Consider the following 21,647-nt stretch of genomic DNA (forward strand, 5'->3'; position numbering starts at 1 on the left):
CCAGTGACTTCGACAGAAAGGGACGGATAACCGGTGTCGACGCCGTTCTATGTCTCACCCCAGCAGGCCATGGCCGACCGGGCGGAGTACGCCCGTAAGGGCATCGCCCGCGGTCGCAGCCTCGTTGTGCTGCAGTACGCCGACGGCATTGTGTTCGTCGGCGAGAACCCGTCCCGTGCGCTGCACAAGTTCAGCGAGATCTACGACCGGATCGGCTTCGCGGCCGCCGGCAAGTACAACGAATACGAGAATCTGCGGATCGGCGGCGTGCGCTATGCCGATCTGCGGGGTTACACCTATGACCGTGATGATGTGACCGCCCGTGGTCTGGCGAATGTGTACGCACAGACGCTGGGCACGATCTTCTCCTCGGCCGCCGAGAAGCCGTACGAGGTGGAGCTCGTCGTCGCCGAGGTGGGGGAGACCCCCGAGGGCGACCAGATCTATCGGCTGCCGCACGACGGATCCATCGTGGACGAGCACGGGTCCGTCGCGGTGGGCGGCAATGCCGAGCAGATCAGCAGTTATCTGGACCAGCGCCACCAGGACGGGATGTCGCTGGCGGAGGCGCTGAAGCTGGCCGTGCAGTCGCTGTCCAGGGAGCCGAACGGGGGCGAGCGGGAGATCCCCGCGGAGCGCCTGGAGGTCGCGGTCCTGGACCGTACGCGTCCGCAGCAGCGCAAGTTCAGGCGGATCGTCGGGCGTCAGCTGGACCGGCTGCTGGAGGAGGGCGGCGCGGAGACCGCCACGGAGGCCGAGGACGCCGAAGACGAGGAGTGACCGTTCGTCCCGCCCCGCCCGCCGGTGCCGGTGGGCGGGGCGGGGCCGTGCCGGTACATCCAGCCCGTCGCCGCCGGATCGGAGGTTGCCCTGTGGGGAGCCGTTTCCAGATCCGGACGTGAGCGACGGGCTTCGGATGTACCGGCACGGACCGTTTCGTGCGTCGGCGGGTGCGGGTGCGTGGGGCGAGCGGTCTACGGGGAGCTTGGTGGGGCCGTGGAGCCTCGTACGACCAGCTGTACCGGGATGTCGCCCACGGGGGGTGTCCGGCCGTCCAGGACGGCCAGGAGGGCTTCCATGCCGCGTTCGCCGAAGCGTTCCGCGTCCAGGCGGACGGTGGTGAGCTCCGGGTCGATGGCCTGGGCCAGGGCCAGGTCGTCCAGGCCCGTGACCGAGAGGTCCTCGGGGATGCGCAGGCCCAGGCGGCGAGCCGCCTTGTAGGCGCCTGCCGCCAGTTTGTCGTCGTCGCAGACCAGGGCGGTGGGGCGGGGGCCGGGGGCGGCCAGGGCCGATCCCGCGGCGGCCACCGCGTCCTCGATGGAGATCGGGGCCCGGGTGGTGCGCAGGTCCGTGCCGGGGACCTCGGACAGGCGCGTGGCCAGTTCCCGGGCGCGTACCGCGAAGGTCCAGGACGGGATGTCCGCCGCCAGATGGAGGAAACGGCGGTGGCCCAGGGACAGGAGGTGCTCGGCCACCTGTCGTACGCCGTCCGTGATGTCGAGATTGACGGTGGCCGCGCCCAGGCTGCCCTCGGGGTCGCTGTCGAGCATCACCAGGGGGAGCTGGTCGCCCCGGATGGCGGTCAGGGCATCCGCGGCCATGGAGGACGCGATGACGCCGTCCAGGGCGGCCGCCGCGGAGCCGAACGGGTCACGGGCGGGGCCGATGCCCTCGGGGGAGGGGTACAGGACCACGCCGAAGCCGTGTTCCGCCGCGACGCGGGCCGCGCCGGTGTAGACCCCGGCGAAGAACTCGGTGGTCAGCGCCGGGACCACCAGGAGGACCGTACGGGTGCGGCCCAGGCGGAGGTTGCGGGCGGCCAGGTTCGGGCGGTAGCCGAGTTCCTGGGCGGCCTCGCGGACGCGTTCCGCGGTCGTCTCCGAGACCCGGCCGCGCCACTTGTCGCCCAGCACCAGGGAGACCGCGGCCTGGGACACCCCGGCGGCCTGGGCGACGTCACGGCTCGTCGGGCGGGTGCTACCTCGTGCCACCGGCGACCTGCTCCTTCGTCTGGACTCGCGGACTGGGCACATGGTACGTATGACACAGGGAGTTATACGTAAAACCTCGTGTGCATGACCATCGGGCGTCACGCGTGACCGGAAGGGCATGACATGGCCGCGGGATACCTGGAGATCCTCAGGGCGAGGCACGCCGCACGGCTGCTCGCCGGCACGCTCACCGGGCGGCTGCCGAACGCCACCGCCGCCATCGCCGTCGTGCTCTTCGTCCGGGCGGAGGGCGGGACGTACAGCCTGGCCGGTGCGCTCGCGGCCGTGTACGGGGTGGGCAATGCCGTGGGGCAGCCGCTCCTCGGGCGGCTCGTGGATCTGTACGGGCAGCCGCGTGTCCAGTTGCCGGCCGCGCTCGTCTCGGCCCTCGGGATGGGCGTCTTCGCCTTCTCGGGCACCGACCCGCTGTCGGTGGCGTATCCGGCGATGGTCGTCGCCGGGCTCTTCACGCCGCCCCTGGAGGGCGGTCTGCGGGCGTTGTGGCCCTCCGTGCTGCGCCGGGAGGAGCAGGTGCACACCGCGTACGCGATGGACGCCGTGGCGCAGGAAGTCATGTTCACCGTCGGACCGTTGCTGCTGACCCTGTGTGCCTCGCTCTGGTCCGCCCGGGCGGCGCTGCTGATCCTGAACGTCGTCGGGGTGCTGGGCGCCCTCTCCGTGGTCCTCTCGCCACCCTCGCGCGCGTGGCGTTCGGCACCGCGCGAGGCGCACTGGCTCGGCGCGTTGCGCTCACCCGGGCTGCTGGCGCTGCTCGGCGCGTTCCTGTTCGTGGGGATCGCGCTCGGCTCGATCACGGTCGCCGCGGTGTCGTACGCCGACGACCACGGCGGCGACGCCGTGTACGGCTGGCTGATGGCGGCCGTGGGGCTCGGGGCCCTCGTCGGTGGGACGGCGTACGGGGCGCGGCGGTGGAGCGGCGCGCCCGAGCGGCGACTGCGGGTGCTGGTCGCCCTTCTGGCGGTGTGTTATCTGCCACTCGTGCTGATGCCGGGCGTGGTCGCCATGACGGCCCTCGCGGCACTCGCCGGGGTCTTCCTGGCGCCCTGCATCGCCTGCGCCTTCATCATCGTCGACCGGCACGCGCCCAGGGGCACCGTCACCGAGGCGTTCTCCTGGCTTGTGACGACGTTCACCGTGGGCGCGTCGGTCGGAACGGGCCTCGCGGGCCCGGTCGTCGAGTGGGGCGGGGCGGTGTGGGGCTTCGCCCTGCCGGGTGCCGCGGGTGCCGCCGCGTTGGTGGTTCTGCTGGCCACGGGGCGGGTCCTCGCAGCTACCGGGGACGGTGCGGTCGTTGCGGTCTCATCGGAAAATGATCCAAACCGTGCCGTCGAACCCCGTTTCAGCTCGGGGGATCGGGCGTAATGTTCAGTCATGGACCGCCGCATTTTCGGGCTGGAGAACGAGTACGGCGTCACGTGTACGTTCAGGGGACAGCGCCGCCTGTCTCCCGACGAGGTGGCGCGGTACCTCTTCCGCCGTGTCGTGTCATGGGGCCGCAGCAGCAATGTCTTTCTGCGGAACGGTGCCCGCCTCTATCTCGACGTGGGATCACATCCGGAATACGCGACACCCGAATGTGACAACGTGACGGAACTCGTCACCCACGACAAGGCCGGCGAGCGCATTCTCGAAGGACTCCTGGTCGACGCCGAACGACGCCTGCACGAGGAAGGAATCGCGGGCGACGTCTATCTGTTCAAGAACAACACCGACTCGGCGGGCAACTCCTACGGGTGCCACGAGAACTATCTGGTGGCCCGGCACGGGGAGTTCTCCCGGCTCGCGGACATTCTCATTCCCTTCCTGGTCACCCGGCAGCTGCTGTGCGGTGCCGGCAAGGTGCTGCAGACTCCGCGCGGCGCCGTGTACTGCGTGAGCCAGCGCGCCGAGCACATCTGGGAGGGCGTCAGCTCGGCGACGACCCGCTCCCGGCCGATCATCAACACCCGCGACGAACCGCACGCCGACGCCGAGCGCTACCGGCGGCTGCACGTCATCGTCGGTGACTCGAACATGTCCGAGACGACGATGCTCCTCAAGGTCGGCGCCACCGACCTGGTACTGCGCATGATCGAGGCCGGTACGGTCATGCGCGACCTCACCCTGGAGAACCCCATTCGGGCGATCCGCGAGGTCAGTCACGACATCACGGGCCGGCGCAAGGTGCGTCTGGCCAGCGGCCGGGAGGCCTCCGCGCTGGAAGTGCAGCGGGAGTACTTCGAGAAGGCCGTGGACTTCTGCGAGCGCCGCGGCATCCGCACCGGCACGGTCGAGCAGGTGCTCGAACTGTGGGGCCGCACGCTCGACGCGATCGAGGCCGAGGACCTCGACCGTATCGGTACCGAAATCGACTGGGTGATGAAGTACAAGCTCATCGAGCGGTACCGGGCCAAGCACAACATGACGATGTCGCATCCCCGGGTCGCGCAGATAGACCTCGCATATCACGACATCCACCGGCGTCGTGGTCTGTACTACCTGCTGGAGAGGAAGGGACAAGCCACCCGGATCTGCAACGATTTGAAGATCTTCGAAGGCAAGTCCGTACCGCCGCAGACCACTCGGGCCCGGCTGCGCGGCGACTTCATCCGGCGCGCTCAGGAGCAGCGCCGCGATTTCACCGTCGACTGGGTCCACCTCAAGCTCAACGACCAGGCACAACGCACGGTGTTGTGCAAGGACCCGTTCCGTTCGGTCGACGACCGGGTGGAGAAGCTGATCGCGGGAATGTGAGCGCTGAGTTCCGGGTGTGATGGCGGAACGCAACGCGGGGCGCCGTACGTTTTCCGTACGGCGCCCTTCTCACGTCGTAGAGTTGCGCGCACGCCATCAACCAAGATCGATCGATACGAGGCCCTCACCGTGCGCCGACGCTCCCTCATGATTGCCGTACCCGCCGGACTGGTCACGCTCGCCGGATGCGGTGACGACAAGTCGGACAAGGCCAAGTCCAGCACCAGTAGCCCGTCCCCGTCGGCCGCCGCGTCCGCCTCGGCGGCGCCGCCGCCGAAGATCGTCGACGGTCCGCTGCCGGCGATCACGGCCGGGGCGAAGTTCGGTGAGAAGCCGACCGTGGCCAAGGGCAGCGGCTCCCCGTCGAAGGATCTGGCGGTCAAGACGGTCATCGCGGGCGGCGGCAAGACGGTCGCGGAGAACGACTACATCCAGGCCAACTACCTCGGCCAGATCTGGGACACCGCCAAGGTCTTCGACAACTCCTACGACCGTAAGACGCCGCTGATCATCCAGCTCGCGCAGGGCGGCATCATCGACGGCTGGCGCTATGCCCTGGTGGGCAAGAAGGTCGGCAGCCGCGTCCAGATGTCCGTGCCGCCCACCTGGGGCTACGGCTCGCAGGGCAACACGCAGGCGGGCATCAAGGGCACCGACACGCTGGTGTTCGTCGTCGACATCGAGAACACCTTCAACGCGAAGAGCTCCGCCCAGGGCAAGGAGGTCGCGCAGAGCGACGCCGCCCTCCCGAAGGTCGGCACCAACACCGACGGCAAGGCCCCCTCCATCGACGTGCCGAAGGCGGCGGCCCCGACGAAGCTCGTGGCGAACTACGTCCTCGAGGGCGACGGCGACGAGGTCAAGGCGGACAGCAGCGTCCTGGTGCAGTACAAGGGCGTGCTCTGGGACACCGGCAAGGAGTTCGACTCGACGTACAGCAGCGGCCGGCTGGCGTCGTTCTCGCTGCAGCAGGTCGTCAAGGGGTGGGCGCAGGGCCTGACCGGCAAGAAGGTGGGCAGCCGCGTCCTCATCACCATTCCCCCGGCGCTGGGCTACGGCAACAACCCGCCGAGCGGCAGTGGCATCAAGAAGGACTCCACCCTGGTGTTCTCGGTGGACATCCTGGCCAAGATGTAACGCGTTGCGGGATGTGAGACTGTCGGTGTTGCTTTAAGGCCTTTACGCGAACAAGCAGGAGCTAGAGACGTGAGCATCGAGAAGCCCGAGATCGACTTCCCGGGCGGCGAGCCCCCGGCGGACCTCGAGATCAAGGACATCTGGGAGGGCGAAGGCCAGGTCGCCAAGGCCGGCGACTTCGTCAAGGTCCACTACGTGGGCGTGGCCTTCTCCACCGGCGAGGAGTTCGACGCCTCCTGGAACCGCGGCGCCCCGCTGGAGTTCCAGCTCGGTGTCGGTCAGGTCATCAGCGGCTGGGACCAGGGTGTGCAGGGCATGAAGGTCGGCGGCCGTCGCCAGCTGGTCATCCCGGCACACCTCGCCTACGGCGACCGTGGCGCCGGCGGCCGAATCGGCCCCGGCGAGACGCTGATCTTCGTCTGCGACCTGGTCGCGGTCTGATCCACAGTCGGATCGGGTCGTGATCCGATCCGCATGAGGGTCGGGTTCCCGCCCGATCTTCGTACGCTCTGTGATCGGGATTCGTCCGAAGCCGATCACCTGGGGCCCATGCCTGTCCGGGCATGGGCCCTCGGCTTTTGCCGGGGCCCTCCGGAGCGGTACGGTCATCGGTCGGAAGCACCATAGGAAGGGCGTCGATGGCCATTGCCAAGGCCGAGCGGCTGATGAACCTCGCGCTGTGTCTGCTCGGGACGCGGCGGCCGCTCAGCAAGCGCGAACTCCGCGAGTCCATCGAGGCCTATCTGGAAGCCGGGTCGGACGACTCCTTCAACCGGATGTTCGAGCGCGACAAGGACGATCTGCGCGAGCTGGGCCTGGTCATCGAGACGGTGGAGAACCTCGACGGCGAGGTCGGCTATCTCGCCCGCCGCGACAGCAACCGCCTGCCGCCCGTCACCCTCGACGCCGAGGAGGCCGCCGCCCTCGGCCTCGCCGCCAAGGTCTGGCAGCAGGCCCGGCTGGCCGGCGCGGCCAGCGGTGCGTTGCAGAAGCTGCGCGCCGCCGGGCTACCCGAGGACTTCGACCCCTACGAGGCGCATGGCGCCCTCGAGCCGCACATCCCCGTGCACGAGGCGGCCTTCGAGCCGCTGATGCTGGCCTGCCGCGACCGCCGCCCGGTCGTCTTCGACTACCGCAAGGCCACCGCCGCCCACCCCGAGACCCGGCAGGTCGAGCCGTGGGCGCTGGAGTGCTGGCGCGGGCACTGGTACCTCGCGGGCTGGGACCGTGATCGTGGCGCCGAGCGCGTCTTCAGGCTCTCGCGGATCACCGGCCGGGTCCGCTCCCGCGCCGGGCGGTACACCGCCGAGGTGCCCGACGTCGTCACCGTGCGGGAGACCGTGGCGAGCTGGGCGGGCGAGATCGCCGACCGCTCCGCGCTGATCCGGCTGCGCACCGGCTCCGGCTACCCGCTGCGGGCCAAAGCGGTCTCCGTACGGGAACTCGGCGACGGCTGGGACGAGTTGGAGATTCCGTACGGGCACGGCCTGGACGCCTGGCTCGTCGAGTTCGGGCCCGACGTGGTGGTCCTGGAGCCCGCCGAGCTGCGGGCCGATGTAGTGGACCGGCTGCGCGCCGTGGCCAAGGGCTGAGGGGGAACGTAGAGAACGTGGCAGGAAAACCGGCCAGGCCCACGAACGCGATCGACCAGACCCGGCGGATGCTGTCCCTGGTGACCTATCTGCGCGAGCGCCCCGGTGCGCACGTCGGTGATGTCGCCCGGGCCTTCGGGATCACCGAGGACGAGCTGATCTCCGACCTCGACGTGCTGCCGCTGTGCGGGACCAGCTTCCGCGGCGGTGACCTCCTCGACATCGACACCGACGGCGACCGCATCTGGTGGCACAACCCCGACGACGTCGCCGAACCCCTGCGTATCGCCGCGGACGAGGCGACCGCGCTGCTGGTGGCCGCCCGCGCGGTCTCCACGCTGCCCGGGCTGCGCGAGGGCGACCGGCAGGCGCTGCTGCGCGCTACCGCCAAGGTGGAGGCAGCCTCGGGCGAGGCGGCGGGCGCCAGCTCCCGCCTCTCGGTGACCTTCGAGTCCGAGGGCGGGGTCTTCGCGGACGTCGACCGGGCGATCTCCGAGCGGCGCAGGCTGTGGATCCGCTACTACTCGCCCTCGCGTGACGAGCTCACCGAGCGCGAGATCGACCCGATCCGCCTGGTCAGCGTCGGGCACACGTACGTCGAGGCCTGGTGCCGCCGCTCCGAGGCGCGCCGCACCTTCCGGCTCGACCGGGTCGCCGAGATCCGCATCCTCGACGAGCCGTCCGCGCCGCCCGAGATCGAGCTGCGGGACCTCTCCGAGGGCCTGGTGCAGCCCGCGGCCGAGGATCCCGAGGTGGTCGTCGAGGTCGGTCCTGGCGGGCGCTGGGTCGCGGAGTACTACCCGCACGACAGTGCGGATGAGCTGCCGGAGGGCGGGCTGCGTATCACCTTGCGGACCCCCGACCCCGCGTCGCTGCGACGGCTGGCGCTGCGCCTGGGCCGGGACGGCCGGATCGTGTCGCCCCCTGAGCTGGCGGACAGCGCCCGTGAGGCGGCTCGGGAGGCACTCGCGGCCTACGACGGGCTCAAGGGCGATCAGGACGGACCGTACGACAGGCAGGAGCAGGGGCTTTGACCACGTCGGCGATGTCGGGCGCGTCGGGGAATGCCGGTACCTCGCAGAGGGCCGGCGGGTCGGTGAAGGCGGGCGGTACGGAGCGCGCCGGTGCGTCCTCGGGCGCGGCGGAGATGACGGTCGTCACCGCGTTCGCCGGTATGCGCAGAGTCGCCGACGTGCTGTTCAAGGCCGGCTGCCCCGACTGCCGGGCCGCTCTGGAGCTCAGGGCGAACGCCCTGATGCTGGCCATCGGCGCCACCAGCCGCACCACGTTCTACTCCTTCACCTGCACCGAGTGCGGCTCGGCCGTCCGCAAGCCCGCGGGCGAGCGCATCGTCGAACTCCTCACCGGCGGCGGGGTGCGCACACTCCGCCTGCACTCCAAGACTTAGGCTCGACCCCATGTTCTGGCCGATGTTCGCGATCGTTGTGGGTTTTCTGGGAATCGCCGTTCTCGGCGTGCTCGCTGTCCGTGTCTTCGTGGAAGCGGAACGTCTGGGCAAGCAGGTGACGGACTCGGCGCGCCGGATCAACCAGGCGGCCGACGACCTGGAGCGGGCGGCCGTCGGGGTCGCGCGCTCTGTGGATGCCGTATGACCTTCCAGGGATCCAGGTATGAGTCCGTCGAGGTATGGGCAATGAGGCGTTTGAGCCTGTCGACTTGCCGGTGAGGGCGGGTACGCTTCTGATCGCGGTCCGGAGAACGAGGCGCGGGCCGCGAACTGGGAGTACGCACAGGGATTGCCCCGCGTTCACCCCTGAGCGTTACGATCGCTGTCATCACGATGTTCGGGCACATGTCCGACCGATCGGACAGCATCCCGACCCAGCCGCCTCGGTGAGAAGGTAAAGACTTATGTTCGGAAGGCTCGGCGCTCCCGAGATCATTCTCATCCTCGTCGTCATCATCCTGCTGTTCGGCGCGAAGAAGCTTCCGGACATGGCGCGCTCCCTCGGCAAGTCCGCGCGCATCCTGAAGAGCGAGGCCAAGGCGATGAAGGACGAGGGCAGCAACCCCGCCCCGGCCGGTCCGCCCAGCACCGACGAGCAGACCCCGGCTCAGCGCACGATCCAGGCCGCGCCCGGCGATGTGACCAGCTCCCGCCCGGTCACCGAGCCGACGGACACGACCAAGCGCTGACGCAGGGCCGGACGCCTCCGGCCCGCCGCACGAGATGAGGACGTGGGTTGCTCAAGCCTGCCCGCAAGAAGGAGAAGGATCCCGAGGGACGGATGCCCCTTGCGGACCACCTTCGTGAGCTCCGCAACCGCCTCGCGAAGGCGATGCTGGCCATCGTCATCGTCACGGTCGTGGCCGCCTTCTACTACAACGACATCATCAACTTCTTCACCAAGCCGGTGCTGGACTCTGTCGGGTGTCCTTCGACCTTCGCCCAGCTGGCGAAGATGCCCAAGGGCCAACAGTGCGCGCAGATCACGATCAACGGTCTGCTCGCTCCCTTCACCCTGGCGTTGAAGGTCTCGTTGATGGCCGGTGTCGCGATCGCCTCCCCGATCTGGCTCTACCAGCTCTGGGCGTTCGTCGCGCCGGGTCTGCACAGGAACGAGAAGAAGTACGCGTACGCGTTCGTCGGCACCGGCGTTCCGCTCTTCTTCGCCGGTGGGCTCTTCGCCTACAAGGTGCTGCCCACCACCGCGAAGGTCCTGATGGGGTTCACGCCGGACGGCGTGAACAACCTGTTGCCGCTGGACGACCTGCTCGACCTGGTCACGCGCATGGTGCTCGTCTTCGGCCTCTCCTTCGAGCTGCCGCTGCTGCTGGTCATGCTCAACCTCACCGGCATCCTCACCGGCAGGCGCATGCTCGGCTGGTGGCGGGCCATGATCATGGGCATCACGGTGTTCGCGGCCGTCGCCACGCCGAGCACCGACCCGCTGACGATGCTGGCGCTCGCGGTACCGATCTGGGTCCTGTACTTCGGCGCCGTCGTCTTCTCGCTGCTGAACGACCGGCGCAAGCGGCTCCGCGCGGCCGAGGGTCCGGCGGACGACGAGGCGTCCGACCTGGACCTCACGCCCGAGGACATCGGCGAGGCCGAGAGCGTGTCGGCGAACCGCGCGCTGCCCGAGCAGTCGAGCACGGACCGGGTCAACGGTTATGACGACGTGACCTGACGAAGCCCGGTGATCTCGTAAGGTCAGGGCCGTGACCAGCGAGATCACCCTCTTCGTCAACCCCACCGCGGGACGCGGCCGGGGCGCCCACGCGGCGCAGCCGGCCGCTTTCGCATTGCGGGCGGCGGGATTCTCCGTCCGTACGGTCCTCGGGGAGAACGCCGAGGACGCCCTCACACGCGCGCGTGCGGCCGTCAAAGGCGGCACCGGCGCCCTGATAGCCGTCGGGGGCGACGGCATGGCGAACCTCGCCCTCCAGGCCGTGGCCGGCACCCGCACCCCGCTCGGGCTGGTCGCCGCGGGCACCGGGAACGACTTCGCCCGCGCCCTCGGACTTCCGGTGCGCGACCCGGCGGCCGCGGGACGGCTGATCGCCGAGTCCCTCAAGGGGGCGCGGCTGCGCGACATCGACCTGGGCCGGGTGAACGGCACCTGGTTCGCCACCGTCCTCGCCTCCGGCTTCGACTCCCGGGTCAACGATCGCGGCAATCGCATGCGGTGGCCGGTCGGCCGCTTCAAGTACGACCTCGCCATGCTCGCCGAACTGGCCGCCCTCAGACCCCTCCCGTACCGGATCACCCTGGACGACGGCGAGGTCCGGGAGATCGGGGCGACCCTCGTGGCGGTCGGCAACGGATCGTCGTACGGCGGCGGGATGAGGATCTGCGCGGACGCCGACCTGGAGGACGGGCTGTTCGACGTCACGGTCGTCGGGGAGTGCAGCCGTACGACCCTGCTCAAGGTGTTCCCCAGGGTCTACCGGGGCACCCACCTCGACCACCCCGTCGTCACCGTGCACCGGGCCGTCAAGGTCGAGCTCGTCGCCGAGGGCGTCACCGCGTACGCGGACGGGGAACCGCTGGGGCCGCTGCCGCTCACGGCGGAGTGCGTGCCCGCCGCGGTGCGCGTGGCCGTTCCCTGAGCTGCGGGAATCCGGGGTTTGAGATAAACAGATCCGGATATTGATCGTCATGTTGTCAGCGGCTGCCGGTAGTCTCGAAAGCACGATGACAGAGGACCTCTCACCGGCCGAGCGGTATGCGGCAGCACGGAAGCGCGCTGTCGAGCAGGCCACCGCGCTCGCCTCCTTCCGCGAGATGTACGACTTCGGCCTCGACCCCTACCAGATCGAGGCCTGCCAGGCGCTCGAGACGGGCAAGGGTGTGCTCGTGGCCGCGCCCACGGGCTCGGGCAAGACGGTCGTCGGCGAGTTCGCCGTCCACCTCGCCCTCCAGCAGGGCAAGAAGTGCTTCTACACCACGCCGATCAAGGCGCTCTCGAACCAGAAGTACGCCGATCTGTGCCGCCGCTACGGCGCGGACAAGGTCGGCCTGCTCACCGGCGACAACAGCGTCAACTCCGATGCCCCGGTGGTCGTCATGACCACCGAGGTGCTGCGCAACATGCTGTACGCGGGCTCCCAGACCCTCCTAGGCCTCGGCTATGTCGTCATGGACGAGGTGCACTACCTCTCCGACCGCTTCCGCGGCGCCGTCTGGGAGGAAGTGATCATCCACCTCCCCGAGTCGGTGACCCTGGTGTCACTCTCGGCCACCGTGTCGAACGCGGAGGAGTTCGGCGACTGGCTGGACACCGTGCGCGGCCACACCGAGGTGATCGTCTCCGAGCACCGGCCCGTCCCGCTGTTCCAGCACGTGCTGGCCGGGCGCCGGATGTACGACCTCTTCGAGGAGGGCGAGGGCAACAAGAAGGCGGTCAACCCCGATCTCACCCGCCTGGCCCGGATGGAGGCCAGCCGTCCGTCGTTCCAGGACCGCAGACGAGGCCGCGCCATGCGCGAGGCCGACCGCGAGCGCGAGCGCCGACAGCGCTCGCGGATCTGGACACCGGGCCGCCCCGAGGTCATCGAACGGCTCGACGCCGAGGGCCTGCTGCCCGCGATCACGTTCATCTTCAGCCGTGCCGCCTGCGAGGCCGCCGTCCAGCAGTGCCTGTACGCGGGCCTCAGGCTCAACGACGAGGAGTCGCGCGCGAAGGTCCGCGAGATCGTCGAGGAGCGCACCGCGTCCATCCCCTCCGAGGACCTGCACGTCCTGGGCTACTACGAGTGGCTGGAGGGCCTGGAGCGCGGCATCGCGGCCCACCACGCGGGCATGCTGCCCACGTTCAAGGAAGTCGTCGAGGAACTCTTCGTACGCGGCCTGGTGAAGGCCGTGTTCGCGACCGAGACCCTGGCACTGGGCATCAACATGCCCGCCCGCTCGGTGGTGTTGGAGAAACTCGTCAAGTGGAACGGCGAGCAGCACGCCGACATCACACCCGGCGAGTACACCCAGCTCACCGGTCGTGCCGGGCGGCGCGGTATCGATGTCGAGGGCCACGCCGTCGTGTTGTGGCAGCGCGGTTTCAGCCCCGACCACCTGGCGGGCCTCGCGGGCACCCGCACCTACCCGCTGCGCTCCAGCTTCAAGCCGTCGTACAACATGGCCGTGAACCTGGTCGAGCAGTTCGGCCGGCACCGCTCGCGCGAGCTGCTTGAGACGTCCTTCGCACAGTTCCAGGCCGACAAGTCGGTCGTCGGGATCTCCCGGCAGGTGCAGCGCAACGAGGAGGGGCTGGAGGGCTACAAGGAGTCCATGACCTGCCACCTCGGGGACTTCGACGAGTACGCGCGACTGCGCCGCGAACTCAAGGACCGCGAGACGGAGCTCGCCAAGCAGGGCGCCGCGCAGCGGCGCGCCGAGGCGGCCGTGGCACTGGAGAAGCTCAAGCCCGGTGACATCATCCATGTCCCGACGGGCAAGTTCGCGGGCCTGGCGCTGGTCCTCGACCCGGGGCTGCCCGCGGGCCGGTCCAACGGCCACCGCGGCTTCGAGCACCACGACGGACCGCGCCCGCTGGTCCTCACCGCGGAGCGCCAGGTGAAGCGACTGGCCTCGATGGACTTCCCGGTGCCGGTCGAGGCGCTGGAGCGGATGCGCATCCCGAAGTCCTTCAACCCGCGCTCCCCGCAGTCCCGGCGCGACCTCGCCTCCGCGCTGCGCACCAAGGCCGGGCACATCGTCCCCGACCGGCTGCGCAAGCGCCGCTCCGAGGCCGCCGACGACCGTGAGATCGCCCGGCTGCGCACCGCGATCCGCGCCCACCCCTGCCACGGGTGCAACGACCGTGAGGACCACGCCCGTTGGGCCGAGCGCTACCACCGGCTGCTGCGCGACACCAAGCAGTTGGAGAACCGCATCGAGGGCCGGACGAACACCATCGCCCGCACCTTCGACCGGATCGTCGCCCTCCTCACCGAGCTGGACTACCTGCGCGGCGACGAGGCCACGGAGCACGGCAGACGGCTCGCCCGGCTGTACGGCGAACTCGACCTGCTGGCCAGCGAATGCCTGCGCGCCGGGGTCTGGGAAGGTCTCGACCCGGCCGAACTCGCGGCCTGCGTCTCGGCGTTGGTGTACGAGTCGCGGGTCGGTGACGACGCGATGGCGCCGAAGCTGCCGTCCGGCAAGGCCAAGGCGGCGCTCGGTGAGATGGTCCGCATCTGGGGCCGTCTCGACGCGCTGGAGGAGGACTTCCGGATCACCCAGTCCGAGGGCGTCGGCCAGCGCGAGCCGGACCTCGGCTTCGCCTGGGCGGCCTACGAGTGGGCTTCCGGCAAGGGCCTCGACGAGGTGCTGCGTGAGGCGGAGATGCCGGCCGGTGACTTCGTCCGCTGGTGCAAGCAGGTCATCGACGTGCTGGGCCAGATCTCGGCCGCCGCGCCGGTCCCCGGCGGTGAGAGGTCGACGGTCGCGAAGAACGCGCGCAAGGCGGTCGACGGCCTGCTGCGCGGAGTGGTCGCCTACTCGTCGGTGGGCTGAGCCGAGCCGGCGGCCCGGTCGCTCGTGGCGCGCCGCCTCCCTGTCGGGGGCGGCGCGCTTTCCTGTGAGCTCCAGCTCGGTGAGGCCTCGTGCGGCCCCTCATGCGGCACGGGGCGGCCGGTGTGGGCGTCCAGCAGGCGATGTTTGTTGACGCCTCGTGACTCGTCGGGTTTCCGGCTCCGGCCCGGCCACGGCCGTGAGGTCAGGCGCGGGTCCGGAGGTAGCTGCGCCAGCCGCCGTACTCCGTGATGTCCTCGGCGCCTTCGAGCGCCGCGGGCTCGCACAGGAAGCCGGGCACGTGGGTGCCGTCGGCCAGTTCGACCCGGCCCAGTGCCATCGGCCGGGGCAGGTCGGCGACCAGCCGGCCGAGGCCCGCCGCGGGTAGTCGCCACACCTCGGCCTCGATGCCGGCTCCGGCGCTCTCGCCGACGTGGACCAGGCCCGGCTTGGGCGGGGTGGTGGACAGTGCGTGCAGCCGGTAGGCGGGTGCCGTCGTGGTCGTACGTTCCCACTCCGCGCCCAGGGACAGGAGCTGGGGGTTCAGCGGCTGGCCGGACAGGTGGGCGCCGACCACCGCGATCCGCAAGCCCGGCTGGAGCAGCGCGGCGATCCGGGCGAGGCGTTCGTCGGTGAACGCCGGGCCGATCAGCATCACGCCGAAGGGCAGAGCGGCGGGCGTGAGACCGGCCGGGACGGCGACCGCCGCGAGGTCGAAGAGGTTCGTGGAGTTGGTGAAGCGGCCCAGTCGGGCGTTTGCGCCGAGCGGGTCGGCCGCGACCTCCGCGAGTGTGGGGTGGCCGGGTGCGGTCGGCAGCAACAGGGCGTCCGCGTCGCCGAGTTCGGCGAGGGCCCGGGTGCGCAGGGCCGCCAGCCGGTCCTGGTCGGCGAAGAGCTGGTGGGCCGGGATGTCCCGGGCGCGGGTGATGATCCCGGCGACGGTCGGGTCGAGACCCGCACCCCCCTCGCTGATCAACTTGTCGACAAAGCTTCCCACCGCCGTGTAGCGCTCGGCGACGAACGCGCCCTCGTAGAGCATCGCCGCCGCCTCGGTGAACGGGGTGAGGTCGAGCGTGCGCACCTCGGCCCCGGCCGCGACGAACTGCTCCACGGCGGCCTCGTACGCCTGCGCCCAACCCTCGTCGAGTTCGCCGAGCTGGGGCGTCGGGGGGACGGCGACGCGCCAGGGGCCGGGGGCCCGTTGGGGGAGTGCGGGGAGTTCGCGTCCGGAGGGGGACGCCAGGTGTGCGAGGGCCTGCTCGGCCTCCGGGAGCGTACGGGCGAAGACGCTCACGCAGTCGAGTGAGGCGCAGGCCGGGACGACACCGGTGGCCGGGACCAGGCCGCGGGTGGGCTTGAGGCCGACGATGCCGTTGAAGGCGGCGGGGACGCGTCCGGAGCCGGCCGTGTCGGTGCCGAGGGCGAGGTCGACGATGCCGAGGGCCACGGCCACGGCCGATCCCGAGCTGGAGCCGCCGCTGATCCTGGCCGGGTCCAGGGCGCCTCGTACGGCGCCGTACGGGGAGCGGGTGCCGACCAGGCCGGTGGCGAACTGGTCGAGGTTCGTGGTGCCGAGGACGAGTGCGCCGGCCGTGCGGAGGCGGGCGACCGCGGGGGCGTCGCCCTCCGGGGTGTACGCGTAGGCCGGGCAGCCCGCGGTGGTCTTCAGGCCGGCCACGTCGATGTTGCCCTTCGCGGCGAGGAGCTTGCCGGCGAGGGGGAGGTGTTCGCCCGCGGCGAGGCGGGCGTCGATGGCCTGGGCTTCCTTCTCGACCTCTGCCTGGGGGCGGAGGTCGATCCAGATCTCGGGGCGGTCGACGGTCTCGATGCGGGCGTAGGCCAGGCGGACTCGGGTCAGGGCGGACATGCGTTGCTCCTTGTTCTTCGGGCGCGGGCCGGTGGGTGGTCCGTGCCCACCCGTTCCGCCCCTCGCGGAACGCCTGCCCACAGACCACCGGCGTGTTTTCAGCTCACCGGTGCCAGGACCACCAGTACTGTGCCCGCTTCGACCTGGGCGCCGGGCTTGGTGAGGACTTGTTGGACCACTCCGTCCATCGGGGCGGGCACCCTGGACTCCATCTTCATCGCCTCCAGCGCCAGCAGGGGCTGGCCGGTCGTCACCCGGTCGCCCGGCTTGACGTTCAGCTGCCATACGGAGGCCGCGAACTCGGCCTCGATCAGACGGCCGCCCGGGGGGACGGTCACCTCGGCGGTGGGCGCCGCGGGCGTGGACGCGGCGTCCGCGCGGTCGAACTCGCCCGCCGCCTCCCAGGCGTCCCGCTCGGCGGAGAACGCGGCGCCCTGCCTGGCCTGGAACTCCGCGATGGACGTGGAGTGGGTGGCGAGGAAGGCCTCGTACTCGGCGAGTGAGAAGACGCCCTTCTCGATCCGGGGCACGAAACGGCCCGAGATGATGTCGGCGCGCAGGTCGAGGAGTTCGTCGGGCTCGACGGCGTACCACTTGATGCGGTCGAAGAAGCGCAGCAGCCAGGGCGAGCCCGGCTCGAACGCGCCGCGCTGCTGCCACCCCGACCACACCTGGGTCGTACGGCCGACGAACTGGTAGCCGCCGGGGCCCTCCATGCCGTAGACGCAGAGGTAGGCGCCGCCGATGCCGACCGAGTTCTCGGCGGTCCAGGTGCGCGCCGGGTTGTACTTGGTGGTCACCAGGCGGTGGCGCGGGTCCAGCGGGGTGGCCACCGGTGCGCCGAGGTAGACGTCGCCCAGGCCCAGGACGAGGTACTCCGCGTCGAACACCGTGCGGTACACGTCGTCCACCGAGTCGAGGCCGTTCACGCGGCGGATGAACTCGATGTTCCACGGGCACCAGGGCGCGTCGTCGCGGACGCCCGCCATGTAGCGGGCGATCGCCTCGCGGGTCGCGGGGTCGTCCCAGGAGAGGGGGAGGTGCACCGTGCGGGAGGGGACGACCAACTGGTCGCTCGGAGGGAGCGTGCGGACCGTCTCCCGTACCAGGGCGAGGAGTGCGCGTTGCGCAAGCCTGCCGGGGTCCGTCCGGATCTGCAGGGAGCGGATGCCGGGGGTCAGGTCCGTGACGCCGTCGAGCGCGGACTCGGCCACGGCTTCCATCAGCGCGTGGACCCGCATGCGCAGCGCCAGGTCCAGCTGCATGGGCCCGAATTCGACCAGCAGGTTGTCGTCGCCGCTGCGGCGGTACGTCACGTCGCCGTCCCGCGCGAGCACCCCGCCGTCGACGATCGCGGGCCGCGGCGAGCCGTCGTCGGCCAGCGGTGCGAAGCGCACGGTGTCACCGGGGCGGAACTGGCCGAGCTTCCAGCGTTCCGTGCTGACGACCGTCGCCGGGCAGACGAAGCCGCCGAGCGAGGGGCCGTCCGGGCCGAGCAGCACCGGCATGTCGCCGGTGTAGTCGACGGCGCCGACCGAGTACGGCGTGTCGTGGATGTTGGACGGGTGCAGGCCCGCCTCGCCGCCGTCCGTGCGCGCCCAGCGGGGCTTCGGGCCGATCAGCCGTACGCCCGTGCGCGCCGAGTTGAAGTGGACCTTCCAGTCGGCGGCGTAGAAGTCGTGGATGTCGTCCTCGGTGAAGAACTCCGGTGCGGCGTGCGGGCCTTCGAGCGCGCCGACCCGCCAGGTGGAGGAGAACCCGGGGCGGTCGCCGACCGGTACCGGCGCCCCTGGATCCGACGCCGAGCCGCCGTGCAGTACGTCGCCCGTGCGCAGGGCGCGGCCTCCGTGCCCGCCGAATCGGCCCAGCGTGAACGTGGACGCGCTGCCGAGGAACGCCGGTACGTCCAGGCCCCCGCCCGCGAGGAGCACGTAGGTGCGCAGGCCGTGTTCGGTGGGGGAGCCGACCTCCAGCAGGGCTCCCGCCGGTACCGTCACCGGTTCCCACTGCGCGACCGCCGCGCCGTCCACGGTGACCCGCGCCGGTGCGCCCGTGACGCACACCGTCGTGGCATGGGTGAAGCGCAGGGTCGGCCCCTGGAGGGTGCACTCCAGACCGGGTGCCCCCTCGTGGTTGCCGAGGGCGCGGTTGCCGAGCCGGAAGGAGAGGTCGTCCATCGGACCGCACGGGGGCACGCCCACCTGCCAGTGGCCGGTGCGGCCCGGCCAGTCCTGGACCGTGGTGAGGGTCCCGCCGGAGACGACCTCGATGCGCTGCGTGGGATCGCTGACTTCGGCCAGCGTCGCCGTCGAGTGCGTCGCCCGCCGGAAGGACGGTTCGGCGAGCGCGGCCCGCACCAGCCCCAGGTTCGTCTCGATACCGTCCACCCGGGTCCTGGCCAGCGCCTCGTCGAGGCGTTCCATCGCGTGCGCCCGGTCCGGGCCGTACGCGATGACCTTCGCGAGCATCGGGTCGTACGACGTGGTCACCTCGGTGCCCGTCTCCACCCAGCCGTCCACGCGGACGCCGCCGGGGAACTCGACCCGTGTGAGCAGGCCCGCGCTCGGCCGGTGGTCGCGCGAGGGGTCCTCGGCGTACACCCGGGCCTCGACGGCGTGACCGCGCGGCTCCCCCGGATCGCGTACGACCTCCGACTCCCCGCGCGCGAGCCGCAGCATCCAGGCGACGAGGTCGACGCCGTAGATCTCCTCGGTGACCGGATGCTCCACCTGGAGGCGGGTGTTGACCTCCAGGAAGTAGGCCTCCTCGCGGGCGGCGTCGTAGACGAACTCGACGGTTCCGGCCGAGCGGTATCCGACAGCGGCACACAAGTCTCGTGCGGCAGCGGCGAGTTGGGCGCGGACGGAGGACGGCAGGCCCGGGGCAGGGGCCTCCTCCAGCACCTTCTGGTTGCGGCGCTGGAGCGAGCAGTCCCGGTCGCCGAAGGTGACGACCCGGCCCCGGCCGTCGCCGAAGACCTGTACCTCGACATGGCGGGCGTGCTCCACCAGCCGCTCCAGGAAGACCCCGGCGGAGGAGAAGGAGGCGGCGGCGACGCGCTGTACCCGCTCCCATGCCCCGGTCAGTTCATCGGCGGAGCGACATGCCGACATACCGATGCCGCCGCCACCGCCGGTGGCCTTCAGCATGACGGGATAGCCGATGCGGGTGGCCGCCTCCAGAGCCTCGGTGAGACCGGGGAGAAGTCCCGTGCCCGGCGCGAGCGGAACCCCGGCCGCCTCCGCCGCCGCCCGCGCCGTGTGCTTCGCCCCGAACAGCTCCAGCTGCTCCGGCGTCGGACCCACGAACACGATCCCGGCGTCCTCGCAGCGCCGCGCGAAGGACGCGTCCTCGGACAGGAAGCCGTACCCGGGGTGGATCGCCCCGGCCCCGGTGTCCTTGGCCGCCTTCAGGACGAGGTCGGCGTCGAGATAGGACTCCTTCGCGGGCGCGGGCCCCAGCCGTACCGCCTCGTCGGCGAGCCGGACGTGGGGCGCGGAGCGGTCGGCGTCCGAGTACACGGCGACCGTGCGCAGGCCGAGTTCGCGGGCCGTGCGGATGATCCGTACCGCGATCTCGCCGCGGTTGGCGACCAGCAGGGTGTCGAAGGTCATCCCGTCGCCCCGCTCGCCTCGATGGTCATTTCCACCGCGGTCGGCTCGAAGCCGTTGCAGGGGTTGTTGATCTGGGGGCAGTTGGAGACCAGCACGAGGACGTCGCACTCGGCGCGCAGGGTCAGCGTGAGCCCCGGGGCCGAGATGCCGTCGACGATGCCGAGGGTGCCGTCCTTCTCGACCGGCACGTTCATGTACCAGTTGATGTTCGAGACGAGATCGCGTTTGCCGAGGCCGTACTTGGCGCCCTCCGCGAGGAAGTTGTCCACGCAGGCGTGCTGGGACCAGGTGTGGTGGCCGTAGCGCAGGGTGTTCGACTCCTTGGAGCAGGCGCCGCCGACCGTGTCGTGCCGGCCGACCTCGTCCGCGACCACGGTCATCAGCGGGGTGTGCTCGTTGGACATCAGCACGCTGCCGGTGGTGAGGAAGAGATTGCCCTGCGCGTGGATCGTGTCGGGCGCGCTGTAGCGGACGGTCGTGTCGTGGGCGTCGTACACCAGGAAGTCGACGGCCTGGTTGCCGTGCAGGTCGGTGACGGTGAGCGTCTGACCGGTGCGGACGACGGCGGACCAGGCGGCCCGGGCCAGAACCACGGTCTTCATGCGATCCCCCTCGCGGCGAGGAACTCGGCGGTGTTCAGGAAGGCGCGGCGGCCCTCGGGCGTGGCTTCCCACAGCGGGTCGCCGGGCGCGGTCGCGGCCGCGCGCCAGGCGAGGACCTCCAGGGGCGTGCTGACGTACTCCGTACGGGGGTCGGCGGGGTGCGGCACGTTCGCGATCAGCACGGTCACGTCCTGCTCGGCGCGGAGCGTCACGCTGCCGCCGGGGCCCGCGGAGCCGGTGAAGTCCAGCGAGCCGTCGTCACGGACCTCCACGCCCTGGAAGAAGGAGAGCGAGGGTGGCAGGTCGCGCGGTTCGAGGCCGTTCTTGGCGGCGGCCAGCTTGAACAGTTCGCGGCCGGCGGGGGAGGTGGACTGCGGGGTTCCGTCGCCGTAGCGCCGGGTGTTGCGTACGAGGGTGGAGGTGCCGCAGAGCGTGTCGTGGCGGCCCGAGGCGTCGGCGACCAGGGCGGCGAGGACACGGCCCTGGTCGGAGAGGAGCAGCTGCCCCTCGCCGAGGTAGGCGTTCCACTGGACCTTGACCGTGTCCGCCACGTTCAGGCGTTCCCAGGGGCGGTCGGCGGCGTACAGGAGCAGGTGTGCGCAGGCGTCGCCCCTGAGGTCGGTGAGCCTGAGTTCCGTACCGCGGGCCAGCACCTTGTGCGTGTAGTTGCCGCCCGCCACCGTCTCCGCCCACACCAGATGGCCCGCCTCGCAGGGCGGCGCGGGCCAGGCGCTCGCCGGGACGACGGGCATGGCCTCCGTGCGGGAGCCCTCTTGCGCCCGGGCGTGGGCACGGGCTCCGTAAGTGGTCGCTGTCGCCATCGCGAGGCCTCCGGCTCCTGGGTGATTTCTGTCGCTCGACAGAAATTAGGGGCGGGGAGGGTCGGGGCCGTGTCCCGAGTGTTGCCGGACGGTTACCGACCCCTCACGCCGGGCGCTCCGCGGGTTCGGGGATGCGGGCGCTCCGCGGGTTCGAGGGTGCGGGCGCTCCGCGGGTTCGAGGGTGCGGGCGCTCCGCGGGTTCGAGGGTGCGGGGGCTCTGTGGGCTTGAGGGTGCGGGCGCTCCGCGGGTTCGAGGGTGCGGGCGCTCTGTGGGTTTGAGGGTGCGGGCGCTCTGT

The 21,647-nt window shown here is 70.9% G+C and carries 18 protein-coding genes; 13 read left to right on the forward strand and 5 right to left on the reverse strand.

Annotated features, from left to right (window positions below; genetic code table 11):
• Window positions 1–33 precede the first annotated feature (33 nt).
• Window positions 34–780 (forward strand): proteasome subunit alpha, encoded by a 747-nt coding sequence (gene prcA, locus ACIRA5_RS27000; RefSeq protein WP_067365348.1) that lies wholly within the window; start codon window positions 34–36, stop codon window positions 778–780.
• Between the two features lie 194 nt (window positions 781–974).
• Here prcA and ACIRA5_RS27005 read toward each other — a convergent pair whose 3' ends face one another.
• Window positions 975–1,991, reverse strand: a complete 1,017-nt coding sequence (locus tag ACIRA5_RS27005; RefSeq protein WP_403694568.1) for a LacI family DNA-binding transcriptional regulator — start codon at window positions 1,989–1,991, stop codon at window positions 975–977.
• Between the two features lie 123 nt (window positions 1,992–2,114).
• Between ACIRA5_RS27005 and ACIRA5_RS27010 the strand changes: the two genes are divergently transcribed.
• From ACIRA5_RS27010 to ACIRA5_RS27065, 12 genes are all read left to right on the forward strand, one after another.
• On the forward strand, window positions 2,115–3,374 hold the full coding sequence (locus tag ACIRA5_RS27010) for an MFS transporter (protein WP_403694571.1): 1,260 nt from the start codon (window positions 2,115–2,117) through the stop codon (window positions 3,372–3,374).
• Window positions 3,375–3,383: 9 nt separating this feature from the next.
• A complete protein-coding gene (gene pafA, locus ACIRA5_RS27015; RefSeq protein ID WP_054231169.1) occupies window positions 3,384–4,745 on the forward strand; it encodes a Pup--protein ligase in 1,362 nt (453 codons plus the stop codon).
• Between the two features lie 129 nt (window positions 4,746–4,874).
• The gene (locus ACIRA5_RS27020) at window positions 4,875–5,882 is read left to right on the forward strand and encodes an FKBP-type peptidyl-prolyl cis-trans isomerase (RefSeq protein WP_403694574.1); all 1,008 of its coding nucleotides are present in this window, start codon (window positions 4,875–4,877) and stop codon (window positions 5,880–5,882) included.
• 69 nt (window positions 5,883–5,951) lie between these two features.
• The gene (locus ACIRA5_RS27025; RefSeq protein WP_054231171.1) at window positions 5,952–6,323 is read left to right on the forward strand and encodes an FKBP-type peptidyl-prolyl cis-trans isomerase; all 372 of its coding nucleotides are present in this window, start codon (window positions 5,952–5,954) and stop codon (window positions 6,321–6,323) included.
• Window positions 6,324–6,520: 197 nt separating this feature from the next.
• A complete protein-coding gene (locus ACIRA5_RS27030) occupies window positions 6,521–7,474 on the forward strand; it encodes a helix-turn-helix transcriptional regulator (protein WP_403694578.1) in 954 nt (317 codons plus the stop codon).
• A 17-nt stretch (window positions 7,475–7,491) separates the two neighbouring features.
• A complete protein-coding gene (locus ACIRA5_RS27035; protein WP_352052344.1) occupies window positions 7,492–8,508 on the forward strand; it encodes a WYL domain-containing protein in 1,017 nt (338 codons plus the stop codon).
• Between the two features lie 113 nt (window positions 8,509–8,621).
• The gene (locus tag ACIRA5_RS27040) at window positions 8,622–8,882 is read left to right on the forward strand and encodes a hypothetical protein (RefSeq protein ID WP_403695141.1); all 261 of its coding nucleotides are present in this window, start codon (window positions 8,622–8,624) and stop codon (window positions 8,880–8,882) included.
• A gap of 10 nt (window positions 8,883–8,892) precedes the next feature.
• Window positions 8,893–9,087 (forward strand): hypothetical protein, encoded by a 195-nt coding sequence (locus ACIRA5_RS27045; protein WP_067365373.1) that lies wholly within the window; start codon window positions 8,893–8,895, stop codon window positions 9,085–9,087.
• 259 nt (window positions 9,088–9,346) lie between these two features.
• Window positions 9,347–9,631, forward strand: coding sequence for a Sec-independent protein translocase subunit TatA (tatA, locus tag ACIRA5_RS27050; RefSeq protein ID WP_352052343.1), 285 nt, complete (start codon window positions 9,347–9,349; stop codon window positions 9,629–9,631).
• Window positions 9,632–9,678: 47 nt separating this feature from the next.
• Window positions 9,679–10,626: a twin-arginine translocase subunit TatC gene (tatC, locus tag ACIRA5_RS27055; RefSeq protein WP_403694585.1), complete on the forward strand. Its 948-nt coding sequence runs from the start codon at window positions 9,679–9,681 to the stop codon at window positions 10,624–10,626.
• A 31-nt stretch (window positions 10,627–10,657) separates the two neighbouring features.
• Window positions 10,658–11,548 (forward strand): diacylglycerol kinase, encoded by an 891-nt coding sequence (locus ACIRA5_RS27060; protein WP_403694588.1) that lies wholly within the window; start codon window positions 10,658–10,660, stop codon window positions 11,546–11,548.
• Window positions 11,549–11,588: 40 nt separating this feature from the next.
• Complete coding sequence (locus ACIRA5_RS27065) at window positions 11,589–14,450, forward strand: DEAD/DEAH box helicase (protein ID WP_403694589.1); 2,862 nt, start codon at window positions 11,589–11,591, stop codon at window positions 14,448–14,450.
• A 202-nt stretch (window positions 14,451–14,652) separates the two neighbouring features.
• On the opposite strand, the gene atzF is transcribed toward ACIRA5_RS27065, so the two are convergent.
• The 4 genes from atzF to ACIRA5_RS27085 all read right to left on the reverse strand — a co-directional run bounded on the left by atzF (window position 14,653) and on the right by ACIRA5_RS27085 (window position 21,351).
• On the reverse strand, window positions 14,653–16,314 hold the full coding sequence (gene atzF / locus ACIRA5_RS27070) for an allophanate hydrolase (protein WP_403694592.1): 1,662 nt from the start codon (window positions 16,312–16,314) through the stop codon (window positions 14,653–14,655).
• A 98-nt stretch (window positions 16,315–16,412) separates the two neighbouring features.
• Window positions 16,413–19,928, reverse strand: a complete 3,516-nt coding sequence (locus ACIRA5_RS27075; protein WP_403694594.1) for a 5-oxoprolinase/urea amidolyase family protein — start codon at window positions 19,926–19,928, stop codon at window positions 16,413–16,415.
• Window positions 19,925–20,530, reverse strand: coding sequence for an urea amidolyase associated protein UAAP2 (locus ACIRA5_RS27080; RefSeq protein ID WP_389593419.1), 606 nt, complete (start codon window positions 20,528–20,530; stop codon window positions 19,925–19,927). The genes ACIRA5_RS27075 and ACIRA5_RS27080 overlap by 4 nt, the downstream gene beginning before the upstream one ends.
• Window positions 20,527–21,351, reverse strand: coding sequence for an urea amidolyase associated protein UAAP1 (locus tag ACIRA5_RS27085; RefSeq protein ID WP_403694598.1), 825 nt, complete (start codon window positions 21,349–21,351; stop codon window positions 20,527–20,529). The genes ACIRA5_RS27080 and ACIRA5_RS27085 overlap by 4 nt, the downstream gene beginning before the upstream one ends.
• Between the last annotated feature and the right edge of the window lie 296 nt (window positions 21,352–21,647).

Source organism: Streptomyces sp. NPDC096311 (assembly GCF_044763085.1).
Classification (GTDB): Bacteria; Actinomycetota; Actinomycetes; order Streptomycetales; family Streptomycetaceae; genus Streptomyces.

Coding starts and splice junctions, on each gene's coding strand:
- atzF (WP_403694592.1), bottom strand. CDS start 16,314: ATGTCCGCCCTGACCCGAGTCCGCCTGGCCTACGCCCGCATCGAGACC.
- ACIRA5_RS27030 (WP_403694578.1), top strand. CDS start 6,521: ATGGCCATTGCCAAGGCCGAGCGGCTGATGAACCTCGCGCTGTGTCTG.
- ACIRA5_RS27040 (WP_403695141.1), top strand. CDS start 8,622: ATGACGGTCGTCACCGCGTTCGCCGGTATGCGCAGAGTCGCCGACGTG.
- pafA (WP_054231169.1), top strand. CDS start 3,384: ATGGACCGCCGCATTTTCGGGCTGGAGAACGAGTACGGCGTCACGTGT.
- ACIRA5_RS27045 (WP_067365373.1), top strand. CDS start 8,893: ATGTTCTGGCCGATGTTCGCGATCGTTGTGGGTTTTCTGGGAATCGCC.
- ACIRA5_RS27085 (WP_403694598.1), bottom strand. CDS start 21,351: ATGGCGACAGCGACCACTTACGGAGCCCGTGCCCACGCCCGGGCGCAA.
- tatA (WP_352052343.1), top strand. CDS start 9,347: ATGTTCGGAAGGCTCGGCGCTCCCGAGATCATTCTCATCCTCGTCGTC.
- ACIRA5_RS27080 (WP_389593419.1), bottom strand. CDS start 20,530: ATGAAGACCGTGGTTCTGGCCCGGGCCGCCTGGTCCGCCGTCGTCCGC.
- ACIRA5_RS27010 (WP_403694571.1), top strand. CDS start 2,115: ATGGCCGCGGGATACCTGGAGATCCTCAGGGCGAGGCACGCCGCACGG.
- ACIRA5_RS27075 (WP_403694594.1), bottom strand. CDS start 19,928: ATGACCTTCGACACCCTGCTGGTCGCCAACCGCGGCGAGATCGCGGTA.